The organism is Amycolatopsis echigonensis (assembly GCF_002846615.1).
Classification (GTDB): Bacteria; Actinomycetota; Actinomycetes; order Mycobacteriales; family Pseudonocardiaceae; genus Amycolatopsis; species Amycolatopsis echigonensis.
Window position 1 is genome coordinate 276,544 of sequence record NZ_PJMY01000002.1, and the last position, 20,974, is coordinate 297,517.

At 70.1% G+C, this 20,974-nt stretch carries 21 protein-coding genes; 9 read left to right on the forward strand and 12 right to left on the reverse strand.

The window, feature by feature from the left end; translation table 11 throughout:
* Positions 1 to 87: 87 nt before the first annotated feature.
* Positions 88 to 927 (forward strand): MmyB family transcriptional regulator, encoded by an 840-nt coding sequence (locus tag ATK30_RS02915; RefSeq protein ID WP_101434182.1) that lies wholly within the window; start codon positions 88 to 90, stop codon positions 925 to 927.
* Positions 928 to 983: 56 nt separating this feature from the next.
* On the opposite strand, the gene ATK30_RS02920 is transcribed toward ATK30_RS02915, so the two are convergent.
* The gene (locus tag ATK30_RS02920) at positions 984 to 1,361 is read right to left on the reverse strand and encodes a winged helix-turn-helix transcriptional regulator (RefSeq protein WP_101434183.1); all 378 of its coding nucleotides are present in this window, start codon (positions 1,359 to 1,361) and stop codon (positions 984 to 986) included.
* Positions 1,362 to 1,450: 89 nt separating this feature from the next.
* Between ATK30_RS02920 and ATK30_RS02925 the strand changes: the two genes are divergently transcribed.
* Positions 1,451 to 2,293, forward strand: coding sequence for an NAD(P)H-binding protein (locus tag ATK30_RS02925; protein ID WP_101434184.1), 843 nt, complete (start codon positions 1,451 to 1,453; stop codon positions 2,291 to 2,293).
* Here ATK30_RS02925 and ATK30_RS02930 read toward each other — a convergent pair whose 3' ends face one another.
* From ATK30_RS02930 to ATK30_RS02955, 5 genes are all read right to left on the reverse strand, one after another.
* Positions 2,294 to 2,842 (reverse strand): phosphoribosyltransferase family protein, encoded by a 549-nt coding sequence (locus tag ATK30_RS02930; protein WP_101434185.1) that lies wholly within the window; start codon positions 2,840 to 2,842, stop codon positions 2,294 to 2,296.
* 40 nt (positions 2,843 to 2,882) lie between these two features.
* The gene (locus ATK30_RS02935; protein ID WP_101434186.1) at positions 2,883 to 3,752 is read right to left on the reverse strand and encodes an SAM-dependent methyltransferase; all 870 of its coding nucleotides are present in this window, start codon (positions 3,750 to 3,752) and stop codon (positions 2,883 to 2,885) included.
* A 31-nt stretch (positions 3,753 to 3,783) separates the two neighbouring features.
* On the reverse strand, positions 3,784 to 4,662 hold the full coding sequence (locus ATK30_RS02940) for a helix-turn-helix domain-containing protein (RefSeq protein WP_244194488.1): 879 nt from the start codon (positions 4,660 to 4,662) through the stop codon (positions 3,784 to 3,786).
* Between the two features lie 153 nt (positions 4,663 to 4,815).
* A complete protein-coding gene (locus ATK30_RS02945; RefSeq protein WP_101434188.1) occupies positions 4,816 to 5,064 on the reverse strand; it encodes a DUF397 domain-containing protein in 249 nt (82 codons plus the stop codon).
* A 1,054-nt stretch (positions 5,065 to 6,118) separates the two neighbouring features.
* Entirely contained in the window at positions 6,119 to 6,457 is a 339-nt protein-coding gene (locus tag ATK30_RS02955) for a hypothetical protein (RefSeq protein WP_143271347.1), read from the reverse strand.
* Between the two features lie 484 nt (positions 6,458 to 6,941).
* On the opposite strand from ATK30_RS02955, the gene ATK30_RS02960 reads away from it, so the two are divergent.
* The 4 genes from ATK30_RS02960 (at position 6,942) to ATK30_RS02975 (ending at position 9,724) form a co-directional block, all read left to right on the forward strand.
* Complete coding sequence (locus ATK30_RS02960; protein ID WP_101434190.1) at positions 6,942 to 7,568, forward strand: maleylpyruvate isomerase family mycothiol-dependent enzyme; 627 nt, start codon at positions 6,942 to 6,944, stop codon at positions 7,566 to 7,568.
* Positions 7,569 to 8,282: 714 nt separating this feature from the next.
* Positions 8,283 to 8,513: an HC3 family zinc finger protein gene (locus tag ATK30_RS02965; protein WP_101434191.1), complete on the forward strand. Its 231-nt coding sequence runs from the start codon at positions 8,283 to 8,285 to the stop codon at positions 8,511 to 8,513.
* A gap of 43 nt (positions 8,514 to 8,556) precedes the next feature.
* Complete coding sequence (locus ATK30_RS02970) at positions 8,557 to 9,030, forward strand: hypothetical protein (RefSeq protein WP_101434192.1); 474 nt, start codon at positions 8,557 to 8,559, stop codon at positions 9,028 to 9,030.
* A 208-nt stretch (positions 9,031 to 9,238) separates the two neighbouring features.
* On the forward strand, positions 9,239 to 9,724 hold the full coding sequence (locus ATK30_RS02975) for a DUF2127 domain-containing protein (protein WP_101434193.1): 486 nt from the start codon (positions 9,239 to 9,241) through the stop codon (positions 9,722 to 9,724).
* Positions 9,725 to 9,730: 6 nt separating this feature from the next.
* Here the strand turns inward: ATK30_RS02975 and ATK30_RS02980 are convergent, their stop codons facing one another.
* From ATK30_RS02980 to ATK30_RS03000, 5 genes are all read right to left on the reverse strand, one after another.
* Complete coding sequence (locus ATK30_RS02980; protein WP_101434194.1) at positions 9,731 to 10,432, reverse strand: PP2C family protein-serine/threonine phosphatase; 702 nt, start codon at positions 10,430 to 10,432, stop codon at positions 9,731 to 9,733.
* 88 nt (positions 10,433 to 10,520) lie between these two features.
* Positions 10,521 to 12,362: an ArnT family glycosyltransferase gene (locus tag ATK30_RS02985; protein WP_101434195.1), complete on the reverse strand. Its 1,842-nt coding sequence runs from the start codon at positions 12,360 to 12,362 to the stop codon at positions 10,521 to 10,523.
* The gene (locus ATK30_RS02990) at positions 12,359 to 13,624 is read right to left on the reverse strand and encodes a bifunctional glycosyltransferase family 2/GtrA family protein (RefSeq protein WP_101434196.1); all 1,266 of its coding nucleotides are present in this window, start codon (positions 13,622 to 13,624) and stop codon (positions 12,359 to 12,361) included. The genes ATK30_RS02985 and ATK30_RS02990 overlap by 4 nt, the downstream gene beginning before the upstream one ends.
* Before the next feature lie 103 nt (positions 13,625 to 13,727).
* Positions 13,728 to 15,548: a glycosyltransferase family 39 protein gene (locus ATK30_RS02995; protein ID WP_101434197.1), complete on the reverse strand. Its 1,821-nt coding sequence runs from the start codon at positions 15,546 to 15,548 to the stop codon at positions 13,728 to 13,730.
* Positions 15,549 to 15,587: 39 nt separating this feature from the next.
* A complete protein-coding gene (locus ATK30_RS03000; protein WP_101434198.1) occupies positions 15,588 to 17,111 on the reverse strand; it encodes a sensor histidine kinase in 1,524 nt (507 codons plus the stop codon).
* A gap of 177 nt (positions 17,112 to 17,288) precedes the next feature.
* Between ATK30_RS03000 and ATK30_RS03005 the strand changes: the two genes are divergently transcribed.
* Entirely contained in the window at positions 17,289 to 17,804 is a 516-nt protein-coding gene (locus ATK30_RS03005) for a hypothetical protein (RefSeq protein ID WP_101434199.1), read from the forward strand.
* A gap of 1 nt (position 17,805) precedes the next feature.
* On the opposite strand, the gene ATK30_RS03010 is transcribed toward ATK30_RS03005, so the two are convergent.
* Positions 17,806 to 18,654 carry a fructosamine kinase family protein gene (locus ATK30_RS03010; RefSeq protein WP_101434200.1) on the reverse strand — a complete coding sequence of 283 codons (849 nt, stop codon included), beginning with the start codon at positions 18,652 to 18,654 and terminating at the stop codon, positions 17,806 to 17,808.
* A 175-nt stretch (positions 18,655 to 18,829) separates the two neighbouring features.
* Between ATK30_RS03010 and tig the strand changes: the two genes are divergently transcribed.
* Together tig and ATK30_RS03020 are read left to right on the forward strand one after the other, a co-directional pair.
* Entirely contained in the window at positions 18,830 to 20,212 is a 1,383-nt protein-coding gene (tig, locus tag ATK30_RS03015) for a trigger factor (protein ID WP_101434201.1), read from the forward strand.
* A gap of 142 nt (positions 20,213 to 20,354) precedes the next feature.
* A complete protein-coding gene (locus tag ATK30_RS03020) occupies positions 20,355 to 20,960 on the forward strand; it encodes a ClpP family protease (protein WP_101434202.1) in 606 nt (201 codons plus the stop codon).
* The last annotated feature ends 14 nt before the right edge of the window (positions 20,961 to 20,974 follow it).

Below are 20,974 nucleotides of genomic sequence, written 5' to 3' on the forward strand. Positions count from 1 at the left end.
GCGGATCGAAGCGGCGGCGGCAGAGACCGCATATCGGGGGATCGGCGATCCCTGGCTGACGCGCCGGACCGGCCGGATACTGAAGACATGGATCGAGCTGAGCTGGCGGTTTTCCTCCGCAGCCGTCGCGAGGGATTGCGGCCCGAGGACGTCGGGCTGCCCGCGGGCGCGCGGCGGCGGGCGGCCGGGCTGCGGCGGGAGGAGGTCGCGGCGCTGGCGGCGATGTCCACCGACTACTACACCCGGCTGGAGCAGCAGCGCGGACCGCAGCCGAGCGAGCAGATGCTGGCCGCGCTGGCCAGGGCGTTGCGGCTGACCGACGACGAGCGGGACTACCTGTTCCACCTCGCGGGCCGTAACGCGCCGTCGCCGGTGGTCGCGGCGACGCACGTCGCTCCGGCGCTGCTGCGGGTGCTCGACCGGCTGTCGGACACGCCCGCGCTCATCCTCTCGAACCTCGGCGAGGTGCTGGTGCAAAACCGGCTCGCGGAGGCGTTGTACGGCGACCGCTCTCAGTACACCGGACTGGCGCGCAGCGAGATCTACCGGTGGTTCACCGACCCGGACGAGCGGCTCGTCTACCCCGCGCACGACCGGGACCGGCAGAGCCGGGCGCTGGTGGCGAACCTGCGAGTGGTGCACGGGTCGATGGGCCCGCGTTCGCGCGCGGGCGAGCTGGTCCGCGCGCTGACCCGGGAGAGCCCCGAGTTCGCGCGGCTGTGGGAAGAACACCAGGTGGCCAAACGGTTCGAGGACCACAAGGTGCTTGTGCATCCGCAGGTGGGGGAGATCGAGGTGGACTGCCAGGTGCTGTTCACCGAGGACCAGTCGCAGGCGTTGCTGGTGCTGACCGCTCCGCCGCGCAGCGAGGCGTTCGAGAAGATCCAGCTGCTGGGCGTGCTGGGGAACGAGCAGTTCGCCGGGTAGCCCGGGTCTCGTGAGCGGCAATCCCGGTTAGAACCGGGATTGCCGCTCACGAGACCTCAGCGCGGAAGCGGGCCGGTGTACGCGTCGCGGGCCTTCTCGACGGCTGGCAGATGCTCGTCGGTCCATTCGGCGAGCGCGGCGAAGACCGGCGACAGGCTCCGGCCGAGTTCGGTGATCTCGTACTCCACGCGGGGCGGCACCTCGGCGTAGTAGTGCCGCTGGACGAGGCCGTCGCGTTCGAGCTGGCGGAGCCGCTGCGTGAGAACCTTCCCGGTCGCGCCGAGCCGCCGCTCCAGGTCGACGAAGCGCACCGGCCCGGACTGGTTGAGCGTCCACAGGATCGGGGTCGTCCACCGGCTGAACAGCAGGTCGACGGCCGGGCTGATCCGGCACGCGGCGAGCGGATCGGCCCCGGGCTGCGCGGTCGTGGTCATGCGGCTCCAATACTTTCCCTGGGGAACCTACTGTACGGCGGCTTTTAGCCTCGCTGTGTCGCTTTCGACCGCTAGCTGAGGAGCAAATCTTGATCGTCGTCACTGGTGCCACGGGCAACGTCGGCCGCCTGCTGGTCGAATCCCTGACCGAATCCGGCCACGCCGTGACCGCCGTCTCCCGTGGGCTGACGTCCCCGCCGCCCTCGCGGCCCGGGGTCACCCCGATGGTCGCGGATCTGGCTGACGCGGGCAGCCTGGTCCCGGCGTTGAAGGGCGCGGAGGCACTGTTTCTGCTGGTCTCCGGCGCGGGAGCGCACGTCGACGGGGAAGCCGTCCTGCGGGCCGTGGCCGACGCCGGCGTCTCGCGGGTAGTCCTGCAGTCGTCACAGGCCGTGGGAACCCGGCCGGAGGCGGGTTCGCACGGGCCGCTCGCCGCGCTGGAAGAAACGGTGCGGTCGTCCGGTCTGGAATGGACGGTTCTTCGTCCCGGTGGATTCACGACCAACACCTTCGCCTGGATCCCGTCGATTCGGGTGCAGCGCAAGGTTTTCTCGCCGTTCGGCGATGTCGCGCTCCCGGCGGTGGATCCGCTCGACATCGCTGAAGTCGCCGCGGCCGCCCTGACTGGATCGGGTCACCTGGGCCAGACTTATGTCCTCACCGGACCCGAGGCGACGAGCCCGCGGCAGCGCGCGGAAATCCTCGGTGCCGCGCTCGGCGAGCCGCTGGAGTTCGTCGAACTCAGCCGTGAGCAGGCACGCGGACAAATGCTGCGGCAGATGCCGGAACCGGTCGCCGACGGAACGCTCGACATCCCCGGCCAGCCGCTTCCGGAGGAACTGCGGATCAGTCCCGATGTCGAGAAGGTGCTGGGCCGTCCGGCGACTTCCTTCGCTTCATGGGCGAGCCGCAGCGTCGACGCGTTCCGGTGATCAGAAGTCGCGCGAGTGCAGGAGGGACCGCACGCGGAGTTGCCGGCGGGGTTCGTGGCGGCGGAGCCCGTCGACAATCACCGCGACCCCGATCCACGTCGCCCCGGCGTCCGCGACCAGGGCTTGTGCGGCGAAGGCCTGGCCGCCGGTGTCGATCCAGTCGTCCACCAGCAGCGCGCGGTCGCCCGCTTGGAGCAGGCGGCGGCTGAAGCCGAGCCGCAGGTGCCGGTCCTGGTAGTCCGGCGGCGAGGTGCGCTGGAGCCATCGGTCGGAATCGCAGGCCGGGTACCGGTTTTTGCGCACCTCGACGAAGCCCGCGCCGAGTTCCACCGCGACCAGCGGACCGAGCAGCGACCCGCGGGATTCGGGGCCCAGCACGACATTCGGCTGGTCGTCGGCGAACAACCCGGCGAGCGCCGGACCCAGTTCGCGCAGCAGTTCGGGCGAACGCCACCATCCCGTCGGGTCGGGGTAACGGTGGCGGTCGGTCCGGTCCCCGAGCACGACGGTGGCTTCGCGGATCCGGTCCGCCACAGTGCTCGTGCGCATGCGCCGATGGTCGCAGCGGTGCCTGCGCGGCGCGAGCGAATTACGGTTTCCGCGCGGCTCCGGCCAGGATCACCGAATGCGCCGGCGTCGGGAACTCCACCTGCGGCGCGCCTTCGCCGGACTCCTCCGGATGCCACGACGGCGTCCAGGTGAGCCCCGGTTCCAGCATCTCGAACGACCCGAACAGCGCCTGGATCTCCTCGCGCGACCGCCAGATCACCGGGCTGCTCGACCGGTCGTACAGCTGCTTCAGCTCGACCAGCCCGGCGTCCACGTCGGAGGGGACGCCCTGGTCGGTGATGTGCGAGAGGGCGAGAAACGAGCCGGGGGCAAGGAGATCGCGGTACTGCGCGACGATGGACGGGCCGAGGTCTTCGGTGCTGCCGCTGTCTTCGGCGGGCGGCTGCTGGACGTGCAGCACCGCGATCAGCAGCAACGCGAGCGGCTTTTCGACGTCGATCACGCCGGTCGCGGCGATCTGCTCCCACAGTCGCTTCGGATCGCGCATGTCGGCGTGGATCACCGCGTGCCGGTCGAGGTCGCCCGACTCGCGCAGCAGGGTTTCCGAATGCGCGACGGCGACCGGTTCGTAGTCGACGTAGCAGACATGGGCCTCGCCCGGCGCGAGCTCGTCGGCGACCTGGTGCGCGTGGCCCATGGTCGGCACGCCGGAGCCGAGGTCGACGAACTGCCGCACGCCCTTTTTCACCAGATGCCGCACGAGCCGGTGCAGGAACAGCCGGTTGGCCTTCGCGATCGGGCGGATCAGCGGGAACTCGCGGATCACCTCGTCGGCGAACTCCCGGTCGATCGTCCAGTTGGTCGTGCCGCCGAGGTAGTAGTCGTACACCCGCGCGACGCTCGGGTGGTCGAGATCGACCCCGGGAGGCGGGAAGGGTTCGTCGGCCACCGGTGGCTTTTCCTTTCGTCCGGTACTGCGGTCAGCGGGCGGGCGTCGCGCAGCGGCTCGCCCATTCTTTGAGGTACTGCAGGGACTGGTCGCGCGAGAGCGTGGCGGCGAGCTGGGCTTCCCAGGACTCCTCGTAGGAGGCGAACTCGTCCTGGCTCTCCGGCACGGTGATGAGCTTGACCTTGCTTTCCTGGTAAGCGAAATCGAGGAGGTCGGGCTGGGCGAAGCGGAGGATGGTGAAATCCTCGTCCGGGTACGCGGCCGCGTCGCGCGGGAGGATCCGGACCTCGGCGGTGGGATGCGTTTCGACGATGCGGATCATGTGTTCGAGCTGGTCAGTGGCGATGCTGGCCTTGGTGCCGTAGACGAGTTTTTCGACGCAGCTGTACTCCAGCATGAAGACCGCGCGCGGACCCGGGCAGGCGTCGAAAAGCCGTTGCCGCGCCTTGCGTTCGGCGACGCGGTCGGTGACCCGCTCCTGGCGGCTGGCTTGGAACTGCGCGAGCATGTAGTACTCCGATTGGAGCAGTCCCGGGATGCGATTCCCGGTCCAGCTCAGGATTTCCGTCGCCGCTTGCTCCCGTTCCAGGATCTCGCGGAACCAGTGCGGAGTGATCATCCTCCGCTCGGCGCGGCGTGCGGAAGGATCGTTGGCCTGGTTGAGTTCCCGCAGCTGATCTGCGTCGGCGTGCGGGATGTCCAGCACCTCGATGATCCGCTCGAGGTCGTCGGGGCGGGTGCCCGCCTTGCCGGATTCGATTTTCTGGACCTTGGGCTGTTTGCAGCCGATCCCGTCGGCGAGCTCGACCTGGGTCAGCCCGCGCGCGGTGCGCCACGCGAGGATCCGGGAGCCCAGCCGGGAACGCTGGGTCCGCAGGGAGGGCGGCGGCTGCCGGATCGGCGTGGTCACCAGGGGCTCCGTCATTTCGTCCAGGGGCCGATGCGAACCTCCGATAGTAATGCGCCGACCCGGCGGACAATACTCCGGGTCGGCGTCTTTTTTCGCAAGGATCGCTGGCGCCGGACGGCGGTTTCGGTGCGACGATTTCGCGGTCGCGCCTGGTCAGCCGTCGAATTCCCCGCGCCGCACGGCCTCGACGAAACGCGCCCACTCGCCCCGGTCGAAGACCAGGACGGGAGAGCTGTCGGTCTTGCTGTCCCGCACCCCGACAAGCCCGTGAGCAGCCAGGTTGACCTCGACGCAGTTACCGGAATTCGGCCCGCAGGCGGAGGGTTTCCGCCAGCCGTGGTCCGGGAAGCCCACTGCCGGGCGGGTCGGGTGCGCGTGCTCGTGCGGGTCGTAGGTGTCCACTGCAACCCCTCGTTTTCTCGGTTTCGGCCGATGAATGGAATATTCCGCGCAGTACGGAATGTGTTCGGAATATTCCTAAGGGTAGTGGGAGGGTGGGGCACACGCGCTCTGCGTTGGGGAATTCACCTGAATGGACACTTCTCGTGCATTGGGCAGTGCTTGCGCACGTGCAATTTCGCATTGTTGGTGCGGATTCCGTTGTTGGGGTGGGTGTGTGTTGCTTTTTTCGTGGTTTTTTGAGGCGTGGAAGGGTTGGGGTGCCTGCGCTTGATGACACCTGTGGAGCGGCTGACCGGCCGGGCTGGTCCAGTGGAGTTTCCGCTTGCGCCGCTTGGTGATCCGGCGGCCGGGCGCGGTGGAGCGGATGGCCTGCGGGTGTGGGGTGGGTCGGGGCTCGGCGGCTCCGCTGCTTCGCTGCTTCGCGACTGAGTGCTGCGGGCTCGGACACCGTCGGCGGGTTGCGGCGCTGCAGATGGGAGCGACGCTTCTCCGAGCCGAGCCGAGCCGAGCCGAGCCGAGCCGAGCCGAGCCGAGCCGAGCCGAGCCGAGCCGAGCCGAGCCGAGCCGAGCCGAGCCGAGCCGAGCCGAGCCGAGCCGAGCCGAGCCGAGCCGAGCCGAGCCGAGCCGAGCCGAGCCGAGCCGAGCCGAGCCGAGCCGAGCCGAGCCGAGCCGAGCCGAGCACGCGGGCGGGCCGGGTCGAGCGGTGGGGTCAGGCGCAACGGGGCTGAGCGGCAAGCCGGGCGAGTGAGCCCGCAATCCTGTCCATGAGGTAGGCGATCTCCACACCCCGGTCTCCCCTCCGCGCTAGCGTCGCCCGTCGCCCGTCGCCCGTCGCCCGTCGCCCGTCGCCCGTCGCCCGTCGCCCGTCGCCCGTCGCCCGTCGCCCGTCGCCCGTCGCCCGTCGCCCGTCGTCGGCAAGCGGCAAGCGGCGCGGCCGTGGGCCGATCTCGGCGCAGCGACCTCGTCTCCCGGTGCCCGGCCCTGCCCGGCCGGGCACCGGGAGCGCAGAACGCGGGCGGCCGTGAGTCGCCGCCGGCGTCCGCTTCGAGGGTGGTCAGGTGCGCCGGTTCGTCGTGTGCCGCTTGCGGAGCACGGTGGCGGCGACCTGCATGAGGACCACTCCGCCCGCGGTGGCCAGACCGGCCGGGACTCCAGCGGTCGCGAAGACGATCGCGGTCGCCCCGACGAGCGGGGTCAGCAGAACCGCGATCAGCTGCCACGGCTGAGTCGCGCCGTCCGGCTGCTGCGCGGCCAGTTCGACCGACGTCCGCGCCGTCTTCCACGACGGATAGGCCGGGCGCGTGCTCGGCCGCAGCGAGGGCACTGCCGGTGCCAGCTGGGGCATGCCCGGTTCGTGAAACGTCACGGTCACCCGGCCGGGGTGTTGACTCACGGTGACGGCATACGGTCTGTCGTCGCCGGTGTCCGGCTTTTCTGTCCGACGGGGTGCCTGGCCTGCATTTTCCGCGCCAGGAACGGTCATTGTGCATCCTTTCTTGTCCGCCGGAAAGATACCGGAACGCAGTTCCCAGGCTGCCCCCGGGGGAACCGGTTCCGGTGGCTGCGAGGGGCGTCGAGGGAATGGAATATTCCACCCGATTAACCCCTCCTGCCTGCGGCAATGCCATCTTTGCACGCTCGCCGCCGATCGCGCTAACCCGGGGCGGGAATTCTCCGTAGGAACCGTCCTGTCTGGTCTTTCAGGAACGGGTATTCACCATCTTCCGGGCCATTCATGATGTTATCCATCAGCTCGTATTCGACCTGATCGGATGAATATCCGCGGAGATCCACTTTGGAGGCTGTCGCGTTGATCAACCCGGCGAATGTGACCGCAGCGCTGCTACCGTGAGTGTGCGCCGCAGACGGGGGAGGGCATGGACGCACGGACGCTGGCTCGCGAGGAGCGCGCCGACTTCGCGGACTTTCTGGAGACGCTCACGCCGGACCAATGGGAACAGCCGACGCTGTGTGCCGGCTGGAACGTGCGCTCGGTCGTCGCTCATGTCGTGAGCTACGACGAACTGAGCGGCCGCCAGTTGGCGCAGCGGTTTGGCCGCGCGCGGCTGTCGCTGAAGCGGTCCAACGAGATCGGCCTCGCCGAGTACCGGGTGCGCGCGCCGGAGGAGCTGATCGGCGTCATGCGGCGGTACCCGCAGCCGGGCCGGATGCTGGGCAAGTTCGGCGGGATGGTCGGGTTTCTCGACGGCCTGATCCATCAGCAGGACATCCGCCGCCCGCTCGGGCTGCCGCGGACGATCCCAGCGGCCCGGTTGCGCCGGGCGCTGGAACTGTCGCTGCGCGCACCGCCGGTCGGGGTGTCGCGTCGGCTGACCGGGTTGCGGGCCGTCGCGACCGACTTGGACTGGGCGTCCGGGAACGGCATCGAAGTCCGCGGCCCGGCGGAGGCCATGCTGCTCGCCCTGGCCGGCCGCCGCGCGGCGGCCGACGATCTCACTGGCCCGGGCCTCGATGTGCTGATCAGCCGCACCACCGTGGCGTGATTTGCATGGCTTGCGGGGTCCTGGCGGCTGCGGCGTGACTCCGGCAGGGCTCGGGGTGCCCACGATGTACGGCCCGGACACTGCTTCCGCTCCGTTGTCAGTCGTTGTGGTGCGGAGTTCGATTCCCGGCGTGACTCCGGCTGGCGCGGAGTGGCCACCCGGCGTTCTTGGGCGCTGCTTCCGGCGCGTTGTCGGCCGCACCGCTGTGACGCAGAGTTCGATCCCTGGCGCGACTCCGGCTGGCTCGTTGTATCCACTCCGCATGCCCAAGCGCTGCTTCCGCCACTCCGCCGGGGTGCGATCCAGCCCAGCGTGCTGGCTATTCGCGCCACTGTCGTGTGACAACCCCCGCGCAGGGGTTGCGTATGCGCTTGGCGACAGCAGTCATAGCGGCGACCGCACTCCCGGAAGCGAGGTGATGCCCGCGGACGCCCGCCGCTTTCCCCCTCGCGGTGCCCGTGACTGCTGCCGCGCCTCGCATCGCTGAGGCAGCACGGGCGCCGTAACAACCGCGGCGGCGTCCGCCCTCCCGGGGGTGTCACCACCTGGTGACACCTAACCCGTCGGTAACCCGCGGCTCGGTCCCCGGCGACCGCGGAAATGCTTGTGGCTGCGGGAAAAACCCGATTCCGGTGATCACTCGGAACGGGGGCTTGCGTTACGCGGCGACGACATCCCACATGGGACTCCACGCACCACAAGGGGAGGAGTCCGGTGTTCAGATGGCAGCAGGCGGAGGGAAAACGGCACGCGCTCGACGGGCCGTTCGCGCCACGACCCGGGGAAACGTTCACCGCACTGTGCGGAGCCGAAGTCACGGTCGCCCGCCACGACGTACCGCAGCTCGGCGGCCACTGGTTCGACCCGACGTGCTCTGACTGCGCGCAGGAATGGCTCCGCCGACAGGAAGAGGCCCGCTCGAACGAAGAACGGTGCCTGGCGTGAGCAGTGCGGAGGGATGGCGCTTGGCACTCGCTGGGAACGGCGCATGACCGGACGCTGGAGCAGGCTCCCCGAGCAGCGCAGTTCGGCCGTCGGGCTCACCGGCCCCGAACTGGTTGCCTGGATTCGCGACCTGCAAGCCACCCTCGCGCTGGACCTCGGCTTCCTGACCCGCGCGCTCGACGAACGATGCCCGCGGCCCGACGCGGTGCGGGACCTTGGCGAGCGCCTTCTCGACCTCGGCCGCGCGTTGGTCCGGCGGGCAGATCACCTCAACGAGGTCGTCTTGGCGAGCCTGCCCGCGCACGGCTGGCTGCCGCAGGCGGGCGCGCCGGAGAACGCGATCCGGGTCGCGCACCAGGTCGGACGCCGTCCGCTTCGGTGCGGGCCGGTGTTTCTCGGCTTGTGCGGGGCCGCGTGTTTTCCGGTGTACGGGCAGGATCCGCACAATCACACGAAACGGTACGAGCGATGTGCGGAATGTCAGAGCAAGGGAGGTGCGGCAATGCTTCGCGAGTGACGGGAAAAGCTCGGCAAGGGCAACGGGCCGTGAGGGCTTGAGCTGCGGGCCGGACCCGGCGAAGCGGCGGGAGCTAGCGGAAGGCTGTTCGGCGCGAGGGTGAGCTAGCGCTGAGAGACCCCCGCCACAGGGCACGCAAACCGGATCACCTGGGCGAAACCCGGCCTTCAACCCAGCAACGCTCGGGCTTTTCCGGTTTCCTGTACCGATGAGCGAGGAGACCTCTACCCGTTCCACCGAGCGGCTGTTCCGGATCGCGATCACGCTGAAGGGCCTCGACGGAGGCCTTCAACTGGTCGGGGCGCTGATCCTGGCGTTCATCCCCGCGACGTTCGTCAACGGGTTCGTCAACGCGGTCATCACCCGCGACCTGCTTGGCGACCCCTCCGGCACGCTCGCGCGGCATCTGGAAACCGCCGCCGAGCATTTCACCGGCGGGGGCACCAAGACGTTCGCCGTCGCGTACCTGCTGGCGCACGGGTTGCTCAAGCTCGGCCTCGTGTGGGCGCTCGCGCGCAAGTGGGTGCGCGCCTACCCGGTCGCGATGGTCGTGCTCGCGGCGTTCGTCGTGTACGAGATCTACCGCGCCTTCGAGACCCACTCGATCGCGCTGCCGTTCTTCGCGGCGCTCGACGCGGTGATCATCGTGCTCGTCTATCGCGAGTACCGGAACCTCAAACGCGATCACGCCTGACCCCGCTCAGGCGGCGGTGGGAAACCTCTCCGTCACCCGCGTCCTCACGTCCGCGGGTTCCACGAACAGCGCCGTCGCGTTGTCGCGGCCGCCCAGGGCGATGGCGGTCGCGACCAACGCCGAGGCACCGCGGGCCGGGTCGGCGAGGATTTCGTCGATCGTCGCGGGCGGCAGGACCTTGTGCACGCCGTCGCTGGTGAGGAGGAGACCGCCGCTCGGGGTTTCCGTCGTGCCGATCTCCTCCGGTTTCGCCGTGCGGACGCTCGTGGTCACCAGATGCTCCATCCGCGGCGAGTACGGCTGGTGCCGCGAGCGGAAGTACTCCGCCAGCGTGTGGTCCTGCGTGAGCTTGTGGGTCATCGACCCGTCCCACGCGTACGCCCGAGCGTCGCCGACCCACGCGATCCGGTATCCGCCGGCGAAGGGCATCGCCACCACGAGAACCGCGTCTCCGGTGCCGCCCAGGCGGCGAACTGCTTGCTGTGCGGCCAAAATCGCCTTGACCGGACCGGCTTCGACCGGGGTGCGCGCGGCAGCCGCGGCGGCGACCTGGGCGGCTCGCCTGGCACCGGGGTCGTCCCCCACGCCGTCGGCGAGCGCGAACGTGATCCCGGGTGCCCCGGCGGCCGCGTAGGCGCTCACCGCATCGGCATTGCGCTCGCGCGGCCCCTTCTCGCTCGCGGTGTGCCAGCGTGGGTATCCGGCCATCGTGACCTCCCGGGCGTTCGCGGCGGATGCCTCTCCGTGCTTTTCAGAATGCGCCTCGTTCCTGGGAAGAGGCTGAGGATTCCCGAACTCACCGGGTGAGCTGGTAGACAGTTTCGCCACCGATCGTCGTCGCGGTGAAGTTCGCGGCCACCCACTCGGAAATGTCGTTCGACCCGCCGCCGGGACCGCCGCCCCGTCCGCCGTCCACGTAGTACGCCACTTCGCCCGCCGCGACGTACTGCTTGAACTGCTCCAGCGTCGGGGCCGGATCGCTGCCGTCCCAGCCACCGATGCCCATCACCGACTTGCCGCTCGCCAGCTCCAGGCTCGCCGCCGACTGCGAACCGGTCGTCGCGGCGGCCCACTTCGTCGTCGTGCCGCCCAGCACCTGCGCGAGGGTTCCGCTGGTCTCGTCCATCCCGCCGCCGAAACCGCCCCTGCCGCCCATGGCGGTCGTACGCGGGCCGGAAGTCGGGATGGAACCGCTGTGCGGCAAGGAAACCGTCTCCACGGCGTACCCGGCCGTGCCGACCCCGAGCGTCAGGACGATCGCCGCGGCGAGGCCGATCAAGACCGTCCGCACCCGCGGGACCCCGACCACCACGACGGTGCTCACCAGCAACCCCAGCACCACGATCGCCCAGCGCAGCGCGGGCAACCAGTCCGGCGTGCGGTCGAGCAGGATGAAGTCCCACACCGCGGTCGCCGCGATCATCCCGCCCAGCACCATCCGCGGTCCGGGGTGCGCCCGGCCGCGCCACAGCGCGTGCCCGGAAAGCGCGACCAGCGCGGCGATCGCGGGCGCGAGCTGCACCGCGTAGTACGGGTGCACGGTGCCGCTCATGAAGCTGAACACCAGCCCGGTCACGAACAGCCAGCAGCCCCAGACCAGCAGCGACGCCCGGGTCCGGTCGGTGCGCGCGGCGCGCCGGGTGAACCACAATCCGGCGACCAGGCCGATCAGCGCGGCGGGCAGCAGCCACGAGACCTCGGTGCCGAAGCTCGCGCCGAACATCCGTCCGAGGCCGGAACTGCCGCCGAACGCGGTATTGCCCCCGCCCATCCCGCCGCCGGCGCCGCCCATGCCGCCGTTGCCCTGCCCGCCAAAGATCCGCCCGAGCCCGTTGTACCCGAGCGCCAGCTCGAGCAGACTGTTCCCGGTCGACCCGCCGATGTACGGCCGCGAAGCCGAAGGCCAGATCTCCACCAGCGCCACGAACCAGCCAGCCGACACGACCACCGCGACCCCGGCGTAAACCAAGTGCAGCAATCGCTTCCCGAGACCGGTCGGCGCGGCGACCAGGTACGCCAGGGCGAACGCGGGCAGCACGAGAAACGCCTGCATCATCTTCGTCAGGAAGCCGAAACCGATTGCCACGCCTGCGAAAGCAAGCCATCGAGGGCTCGCCTTCTCAATCGCTCGCACGGTGCAGTACGCACCGGCGATCAGCAGCAGGGTGAGCAGCGCGTCCGGGTTGTTGAAACGGAACATCAACGCGGCGACCGGCGTCAGCGCGAGTATCGCCCCGGCCAGCAAACCCGGCAGTGGCCCGGAAACCCGGCGCACCGTCAGGTACAGCAGGCCGACGGAAGCGACGCCCATCAGAGCCTGCGGGGCGAGCACGGTGAAGCTGGAGAAGCCGAAGACTCGCGCGAAAGCCGTTCCCACCCATAGTGCAGCGGGCGGTTTGTCGACAGTGATCACGTTCCCGGCGTCCAGCGAACCGAACAGCCATGCCTTCAGGCTCTGCGTGCCCGACTGCACGGCCGCGGCGTAGAACGAGTTGCCGAATCCGGAAGCGGTCAGGTTCCAGAAGTACAGGACAGCGGTGAGTGCCAGCAGGCCGAGCATCGACGGGCGGGCCCAGCGAGGCTCCGCGCGATCCGGCGCGTCCGGGGCAGCAGGCCGGGCGGACAGGACAGTGCTCAAGACGACTCCTCGGTAGCGGCACGGCGCGGATTGAAGACCCAGCCCCGCAGCAGCAGGAAACGGAGCACCGTGGCGGCGAGGTTCGCCAGCACGAGCACGGTCGTCTCCAGGGCGAGCCCGGGATTGGTGGTGTGGTTGAGCAAGGCGAGCGAACCGCTCGTCAGCGCCAGTCCGAGGCCGAACACGATCAGCCCCTCGAACTGGTGCCGCCCGGCTCCGGCCCGTCCTCGGACGCCGAACGTCACTCGCCGGTTCACCGCGGTGTTCGCGATGGCGGTGACGAGCAGTGCGGTGAAGTTGGCCGCTTGCGCGCCGACCACGGTCCGCAGCAGCAGGAAAAGCAGCAGGTACGCGACAGTGCTGGCGATGCCGACCGCGGCGAACCGCACGAGTTGTTTGACCAGGCTCGGGGACACCCCGGGGGCCTCCACGCCGATCGGTTCGCGGCCGAGCTGCTCGCGCAGCCGGTGCACGGGAATCTCGCCGGTGAGGGTCGCGCGGGTGATCCGGGCGATGCCCTTGAGGTCGGCCGCGGCGGTCGCGAGGAGATCGACCGACGAGTCCGGGTCGTCGACCCAGTCGACCGGCACCTCGTGGATCCGCAGCCCGGACCGCTGGGCGAGCACGAGCAGTTCGGTGTCGAAGAACCAGCCGGTGTCGCGCACGTGCGGGAGCAGCGCGCGGGCGACGTCGGCGCGGATCGCCTTGAACCCGCATTGCGCGTCGGAGAACCTGGCGGCGAGCGTGCCGCGGAGGATCAGGTTGTAGCAGCGGGAGATGAACTCGCGCTTCGGCCCGCGGACCACGCGGGCGCCGCGGGCGAGCCGGCTGCCGATCGCGACGTCCGAATGTCCGGACAGCAGCGGCGCGACGAGCGGGTCCAGCGCGGCCAGGTCGGTGGACAGGTCGACGTCCATGTAGGCCAGCACGGCGGCGTCCGAATCGGACCAGACGGCCCGCAGCGCGCGGCCGCGGCCCTTCTCGTCCAGGTGGCGCACCTCGACCTCGGGGAACTCGCGGGCCAGTTCCTCGGCCACGGCAAGGGTCTTGTCGGTGCTCGCGTTGTCCGCGACGGTGATCCGGTAGGGGTAGCCGGCGCGTTCGGCGAGATGCGCCCGCAGCCTGCGGATGCACGGTTCGAGGTCGGTTTCCTCGTTGTAAACCGGGATGACGACGTCCAGCACGGGCTGCGGGCCGCCGAGGCCGACCGGAGTCGTCCCGGGCCGCGGGGCGCTGCTGCGGGAAGGGGCGGTGGCGTTCATGGGTTCACCGTCGTCTGCCGGGCTTTGGCCACGTTGTGGTGTTCCTGTGCCTGCGCTGTGCGACGTACGCCCGCTCGGGTGATCTTGGCCGCACGGCACGGAATCAGGCACCGAGGTCATAGACCGTGACACCGTCCACAGTGGTCATTTGGTAGTTCTCGGCCACCCACTGGACGATCCGGGCGGCGGCGTCGCTTCCGCTGCTGGAGCCGCGCATGGTCAGGCCGTCGCCGAGGAAGTAGCGGATCTGCCCTTGCCGGACGTACTGCTCGAACTGCGCGAGCGTCGGATACGGGTCGGTGCCGTTGAATCCGCCCACCGCGAGCACCGGTTTGCCGCTGCCCAGCTGGTATCCGGCGGCGTTGTTGGACCCGACGGTCGCCGCGGCCCACCGGTGATCGCCGGACTGCCGAAGCAAGGCTGTCAGGTTCGCGCCGGGCAGGCTGGTGCCGAGCAAACCTCCCGGGCCGCCACCGCCGAACATCCGCCGGGTGTTCGGTCCGGCGGACGGAATCGCGCCGCTGTGCGGAGTCGCCGCGGTGGCGAAGCTGTACGCGCCGGTTCCGGTCAGCAGCACGACCAGTCCCAGCACCGCGGCGACCCGGCCGAAGTGCTGGACGAAAAACAGTGCGATCGCGGCCAAAAGCCCAACGATGAGGACCGTCGGGGCAAGCCACGGTTGCCAAGAACTGTCCAGCAGCAGATAACTCGTCACCGTCGTCAACGTGACACCGCCGCTCAAAAGCCCTACAGCGGCCGGATTGCCGCGGATGCGCCACAACTGGACGGCGGCGATTCCGACGAGCGCAGCGATCGCTGGGGCGAGCGCGACGGTGTAGTAGGGGTGGATGATCCCGCCCATGAAGCTGAACACCGCGGCGGTCACGATCAGCCAGCCGCCCCAGAGCAGCAGCGAAGCGCGGCCGCGGTCGGTGCGGGGCGCGTAACGGGTGAACCACAGGCCCGCGCCGAGCCCGAGCACCGCCGCCGGCAGCAGCCACGCGATGCCGCCCGCCATCTCGCTGCCGAACAACCGGAACAATCCGGTGCTGCCCCAGCCGCCGCCCGGACTGCCGCCGACGCTGCCGGTCTCGTCGCCGGTGATGCGGCCGAAACCGTTGTACCCCAAGGTGAGTTCGAGCAGGCTGTTGTTCTGTGAGCCGCCGATGTACGGCCGGTCCGCGACTGGCCACAACGCCACTACGGCGAGATACCAGCCTGCCGAAACGACGACCGCAGCAAATCCTGCGAGCAAATGCAGTAGTCGCTTGCCGACGGTGGTCGGTGCGGCGACGAGGTACGCGAGCGCGAACGCGGGCAGCACGAGGAACGCCTGCAGCATCTTGGCGAGGAAGCCGAATCCGATTGCCACGCCAGCGAAAACGAGCCATTTCGGGCTGGCCTTCTCGAGCGCTCGTACCGTGCAGTAGGCGGCGGCGATCAGGAGCAGCACCAGCAACGCGTCCGGGTTGTTGAAGCGGAAGATCAGCGCCGCGGCTGGGGTGAGGGTAAGCACCGCGCCAGCGAGCAACCCCGCTGCCGCGCCTGAGGTGCGTCGGACAGTCGCGTAGAGCAGCCACGTGGAGCCGACACCCATCAACGCTTGCGGCACCAGGATGCTCCACGCATTAACGCCGAACAGCCGCGCGGACAGGCTCATCACCCAGAGCGCGGCGGGTGTCTTGTCCACCGTGATGCCGTTGGCCGCATCGGTGGAGCCGAAGAACAACGCCTTCCAGCTCTGTGCTCCGGCTTGGGCGGCGGCGGAGTAGAACGCGTTGGCCCAGCCGGACGCGGCGAGATCCCACAGATAAAGCGCGGCCGTGGCGACGAGCAGCAGCACGAGGGCCGGGCGCACCCATCTCGGCTCGGCGCGCTGGACCGGCACGGCGGGAACGGTCGAAGGGGTCGCGACTGCGGTCATGCGGTCAGCCTCGCGGCGTGAGCTGGGGCCGGGATGTGCTTACCCTGTGTGCCCGCTGTGGGACCTGCGGTCATCCGCGACCGGCGTCCGCTGAGCCGGGACCGCGATCGGCAGCCGCACGGCGAATTCCGTCTGGCCAGGGCGGCTGCGGACCGTGATGGCGCCGTGGTGCGCGGTCAGCACGGCGGACGCTATCGCCAGGCCCAGCCCGGTCGAACCGGCTGCCCGCGACCGGGACGAATCTCCGCGGGCGAAGCGTTCGAACACCGCTGGCTGCAGCTCCGGCGGGATGCCCGGGCCGTTGTCGGTCACGGTCACCACGGCACTGCCGTCCGCGGACCGGGCGAGCGCGGTGACGACCGTCGTGCCGGGCGGCGTGTGGACGCGCGCGTTCGCGAGCAGATTCGCCAAAACCTGGTGCAGCCGCTGGACATCGCCCAGCACGAGGATCGGTTCGTCCGGCATCGAGAGCTGCCAGCCGTGGTGCGGACCGGCCACGTGCGCGTCGCCGACCGCGTCCGCGACCAAGCGGGTCAGGTCGACTTCGGCGACGTCGAGCGGACGTCCCGCGTCCAGGCGGGCGAGCAGGAGGAGGTCCTCGACGAGTGCCGTCATCCGGTCGGCCTCCGACTCGATCCGGGTCATCGAATGCGCGACGTCCGGCGGGGCGTGGCTGCCAGACCGTCCGGCGAGTTCGGCGTAACCGCGGATGGCGGCGAGCGGGGTGCGCAGTTCGTGGCTGGCGTCGGCGACGAACCGCCGGACCCGCAGTTCGCTGGCGTGCCGGGCTTCGAGCGCGGACGAGATGTGGCCGAGCATGTGGTTCAGCGCCGCACCGACCTGGCCGACTTCGGTGCGCGGATCGGTGTCTTGGGCGGGGACACGGACGGACAGGTCGACATCGCCGCGGTCCAGCGGAAGTTCGGAGACTCGCGAAGCGGTTTCCGCAACACGTTCCAACGGCCGCAGGGTTCGGCGGACGGCGAAGGCACCGAGGAACGCCGCACCGGTCACCCCAGCAGCGGCGACGCCGAAAAGGATCAGGCCGACGGTCAGCAGCGTCTGCTGCATGGGTGCCAGGGGAACGCCGGTGATGACGACGCCGTCGGGGACCGGGAACGCGGTGAGGCGGTAGTCGCCGAGGCTGCCGATGGTGCGGGTGTAGGGGCGGCCGTTGGTGGGGAGGTCTTGCAGTGCCGCCAGTTCGTCGGAGGTGAGGGTGACGCGCTGGCCGTGCTGGGTGAGCCAGCCGCCGGTGCCGTTCGTGCCCTCGGGGGAGAAGTGGGCGTTGACGGTGCCCGCGCCTTGTCCCGGGGCGTCGAGCGGGTTGCGTTCCCCGTCGCCGGGCGGGCCGGGGTGAGTCGCGAAGTCCAGGGCACGGGCGGTCGCGGCGGAGAGCTGGGTGTCGGTCTGGGACATCAGGAACGCGCGGAGGGCGAACTCGCTGATCACGCCGATCACCAAGCAGACAAGGGACAACAGGACGACGACGGACACCGTGAGTTTCGCGCGCAGGGAGCGGCGCCCGAACCGGGCGGCGGCGGATCTCGTGCGCGAACTCATGCCCCGAGCGTGCGTTCCGACGGTGTGGGGGCGATGTGTGCTTCCTGTGAGCGCGCTGTGCGGTTGCGCCCGGTTCCGGCGATTCGGGGCCACAGGCGCGACTTGCCGGGAACACAGGGCGACCACAGCAGCTGTCCGCACGGTGGGGTCAGCAAGCCGCGAACGAAGGAGAACGCCATGACCGCACCGCATCCCGCTCCGAACCCGCCCGCCGCGCCCGAACCGGCCTGGGGCGCCGCGCCCGGACCCGGCCCGGCCCGGCCGAACCGGGCCAAGTGGATCGCCGGAGGGATCGCCGCGGTGCTGATCGCGGGCGGCGGCGGTGCGATCTGGGCGGCCACGTCGTCCTCGTCGACCAGTGCCGATCCCGCGGCGTCGGCGGCGGGCGGCCCGGCCGGACAGGGCGGTCCCGGCGGCGGCCTCGGCCCCGTCTTGCACGGCGAATTCGCGACCAGCTCCGGCACGAAGTTCACGCAGACCGGCGAGGTCACCGCGCTGAGCGCCACCTCGCTGACCGCGAAAAGCACCGACGGGTTCACGAAGGTCTACGTCATCGACTCCGCGACCGCCACCGGAATCAGGACCGGCGAGGACGTGACGATCGTCGCGACGGTGAACGGCGCCACCGCGACCGCGACCTCCGTCACCGAGGCCGGAACCCAGCCCGGCGGTGCCGGCCCCAACGCTGGCTGACTCAGCCCAGCGAGCGCGCGGCCGCGGTCGCTTGCCCGGCGTAGGACCGTCCGAACAGGACGGTGTGCACCAGAAGCGGGAAAAGCTGGTGCAGCGCGATCCGCTCCCGGTATCCGTCCGCCAACGGTGCGACCTCGTCGTAGGCGGCGACGATCCGCTCGAGATGCGGGCAGCCGAACAGATGCAGCATCGCGAGGTCCGTTTCCCGGTGCCCGCCGTGCGCGGCCGGGTCGATCAGCACCGCCCCGTCCGAATCCCACAGGACGTTCCCGCTCCACAGATCCCCGTGGAGCCGGGCGGGCGGTTCCGGCGGACCGGCCATCGAGGGGATCCGCGCGCAGGCCCGTTCGAACACCGCCGGGTCGAGAAGGTCGGAGGCAATCCGGACGTAAGGGAGGACCCGGTGTTCCGCGTACCACTCCGGCCACGACTCGCCCGGGGAATTGCGCATCGGAGCGGTCCCGATCCAGGCGTCGGTCAAGCCGCCCGGGGGAGGGGCGCCGAACGCCGGGGCTCCGGCCGAATGCAGCCGGGCGAGATTCCGGCCGAACTCCTCCGCGTGCGATGGCGTGCTCTCGCTCACCCGGTCCAGCACGAGCCACGTGTCGTCCGCGCCGTGCACGCGGGGGATCCGCACCGCGTCCGCCTCGGCCAGCCAGCGCAGCCCGGCCGCCTCGGCCCGGGTCGCGCCCGGAGCGTGGCCGCGCTTCACCACCGCGTCGACGCGCCGGTCACCTTTGGTCAACACTACTTCACTGAGGGTGCCCGACCTGCCCTGTGGGACCGCCTCGAACCCGCTGAGCCGCGCCGCCGCGGCGGCCGGACCTTCGCTCTGCTGCCCGGAAACCACGTCCCCGACGCTACGGGCGCGCGGCGGGTTCCGCTGATCGACACCGCCTCGGCGGGAGCCCCGCAGCCGGTCTTGTCAACCCTCTGGCCTAGACTCGGATATCCCGGTCAGCAGGTGACCGGGGCGGTCCCGAGGGACTGTCCGCCCCCATCGTTTACCGCTCGAGGAGAAGACCTTGAAGAGCACCGTCGAGCAGCTCAGCCCGACGCGAGTGAAGATCAATGTCGAGGTGCCGTTCGACGAGCTCAAGCCGAACTTCGACGCCGCGTACCGGAAGATCGCCCAGCAGGTGCGCGTCCCCGGTTTCCGCCCCGGCAAGGTCCCCGCTCGCGTCCTGGAAAGCCGGATCGGCCGCGCGCCGGTGCTCGACGAGGTCGTCAACGAGGCCATTCCGGCCAAGTACATCGAGGCCGTCCGCGCGGGCGAGGTCCGGACGCTCGGCCAGCCCGAGTTCGAGGTGACCAAGCTCGAGGACCGCGAGGTGCTGGAGTTCAGCGCCGAGGTCGACGTGCGGCCGGAGATCGAGCTGCCCGACCTCGCCGGCCTCGAGATCAGCGTCGACGACGTCGAGACCACCGACGAAGAGGTCGCCGAGCAGCTCGACGAGCTGCGCGCCCGCTTCGGCACCCTGACCGGCGTCGAGCGCCCGGCCCAGACCGGCGACTTCGTGTCGATCGACCTGTCGGCCAGCGTCGACGGCAAGCCCGTCGAGGAGGCCTCCACCACCGGCCTGTCCTACGAGATCGGCTCCGGCCAGCTCGTCGACGGCATCGACGAGGCCATCGTCGGCGCGGCCGCGGGCGAGACCAAGGTGTTCACCACCAAGCTGGTCGCGGGCGAGTTCGCCGGCCAGGACGCCGAGGTCACCGTCACCGTGCAGTCGGTCAAGGAGCGCGAGCTGCCCGAGGCCGACGACGAGTTCGCCCAGCTGGCGAGCGAGTTCGACACGATCGACGAGCTGCGCGAGGACCTGCGCACCCGGCTCGGCCGCGTCAAGAAGATGCAGCAGGGCGTCCAGGCGCGCGACAAGGTCCTCGAGATCCTCCTCGAGCGCACCGAGGTGCCGCTGCCGGAGAAGGTCGTCGAGGCCGAGATCGAGAACCGCAAGCACGACGCGGTCCACCCGTTCGACCACGACGAGGAGCAGTTCGCCAAGGCGCTGGAGGCCGAGGGCCGCACCCTCGACGAGTTCAACGCCGAGGTGAAGGAGGAGTCGGAGAAGGCCGTCCGCACGCAGCTGCTGCTGGACACCATCGCCGACAAGGAGCAGACGTCGGTCAACGACGGCGAGCTCACCGAGCGGATCATCTACCAGGCGCAGCGCTTCGGCGTCAGCCCGGACGAGTACGTGCAGCGGGCCCAGCAGTCCGGCCAGCTGAGCGCCATCTACGCCGACGTCCGCCGCGGCAAGGCTCTGGCCTCCGTCGTGCGCGGCACCACGGTGAAGGACGCGTCCGGGTCCGAGGTCGACCTGAGCGAGCTGTTCGGCGCGGACGAAGAAGCCCCCGCCGAGGAGACGCAGGTCACCGAAGAAGCGGCGGCGACCCCCGCGGAGTAAAGCTGTAAGCGAACTTGGGCGGTGTCAGGCATTCTGCACCGCCCAAGTTCGTTAGGGTCGGTTGCAAGATCTCAAGCATGAACACGACAGCGGCGGCGCGGCTCTCACAGGCGGCCCGTCGCCGGTGAAAAGGCAGGCAGACGTGAAGCAGCACATGCCCGAGGGGCGGACCGGCACCGCGGGGCTCAACCTCACCGACTCGGTGTTCGAGCGGTTGCTCCAGGAGCGCATCGTCGTTCTCGGCTCCGAGGTCAACGACGAGGTCGCCAACCGGCTCACCGCGCAGCTCCTGCTGCTCGACGCGGACGACGCCGAATCGGACATCCGGTTCTACATCAACTCGCCGGGCGGCTCCGTGACCGCCGGGTTCGCGATCTACGACACCATGCAGCTGATCCGCCCGGACGTGGCGACCTACGCGATGGGGATGGCGGCTTCGATGGGGCAGTTCCTGCTCTCGTCGGGCACCCCCGGCAAGCGCTACGCGCTCCCGCACGCGCGCATCCTGATGCACCAGCCGTCCGCGGGCGTCGGCGGCACCGCGTCCGACATCGCCATCCAGGCGGACCTGTTCAACAAGTGGAAGCAGGAGCTCGCGAGGATCACCGCCGAGCAGACCGGGCAGACCACCGAGCAGATCATCAAGGACGGCGACCGCGACCGCTGGTTCACCGCGCAGGAGGCGAAGGACTACGGCTTCGTCGACCACGTGCTGACCCGCGACAGCGGCATGAACAACAGCAACTGAGCGCCGAAGCACAC

Bases quoted from the DNA above. Each gene is read 5' to 3' on its own strand.
- ATK30_RS02915 (WP_101434182.1), top strand. From the start codon at position 88: ATGGATCGAGCTGAGCTGGCGGTTTTCCTCCGCAGCCGTCGCGAGGGA.
- ATK30_RS02920 (WP_101434183.1), bottom strand. From the start codon at position 1,361: ATGACCACGACCGCGCAGCCCGGGGCCGATCCGCTCGCCGCGTGCCGG.
- ATK30_RS02930 (WP_101434185.1), bottom strand. From the start codon at position 2,842: ATGCGCACGAGCACTGTGGCGGACCGGATCCGCGAAGCCACCGTCGTG.
- ATK30_RS02960 (WP_101434190.1), top strand. From the start codon at position 6,942: ATGGACGCACGGACGCTGGCTCGCGAGGAGCGCGCCGACTTCGCGGAC.
- ATK30_RS02970 (WP_101434192.1), top strand. From the start codon at position 8,557: ATGACCGGACGCTGGAGCAGGCTCCCCGAGCAGCGCAGTTCGGCCGTC.
- ATK30_RS02975 (WP_101434193.1), top strand. From the start codon at position 9,239: ATGAGCGAGGAGACCTCTACCCGTTCCACCGAGCGGCTGTTCCGGATC.
- ATK30_RS02980 (WP_101434194.1), bottom strand. From the start codon at position 10,432: ATGGCCGGATACCCACGCTGGCACACCGCGAGCGAGAAGGGGCCGCGC.
- ATK30_RS02990 (WP_101434196.1), bottom strand. From the start codon at position 13,624: ATGAACGCCACCGCCCCTTCCCGCAGCAGCGCCCCGCGGCCCGGGACG.
- ATK30_RS02995 (WP_101434197.1), bottom strand. From the start codon at position 15,548: ATGACCGCAGTCGCGACCCCTTCGACCGTTCCCGCCGTGCCGGTCCAG.
- ATK30_RS03000 (WP_101434198.1), bottom strand. From the start codon at position 17,111: ATGAGTTCGCGCACGAGATCCGCCGCCGCCCGGTTCGGGCGCCGCTCC.
- ATK30_RS03005 (WP_101434199.1), top strand. From the start codon at position 17,289: ATGACCGCACCGCATCCCGCTCCGAACCCGCCCGCCGCGCCCGAACCG.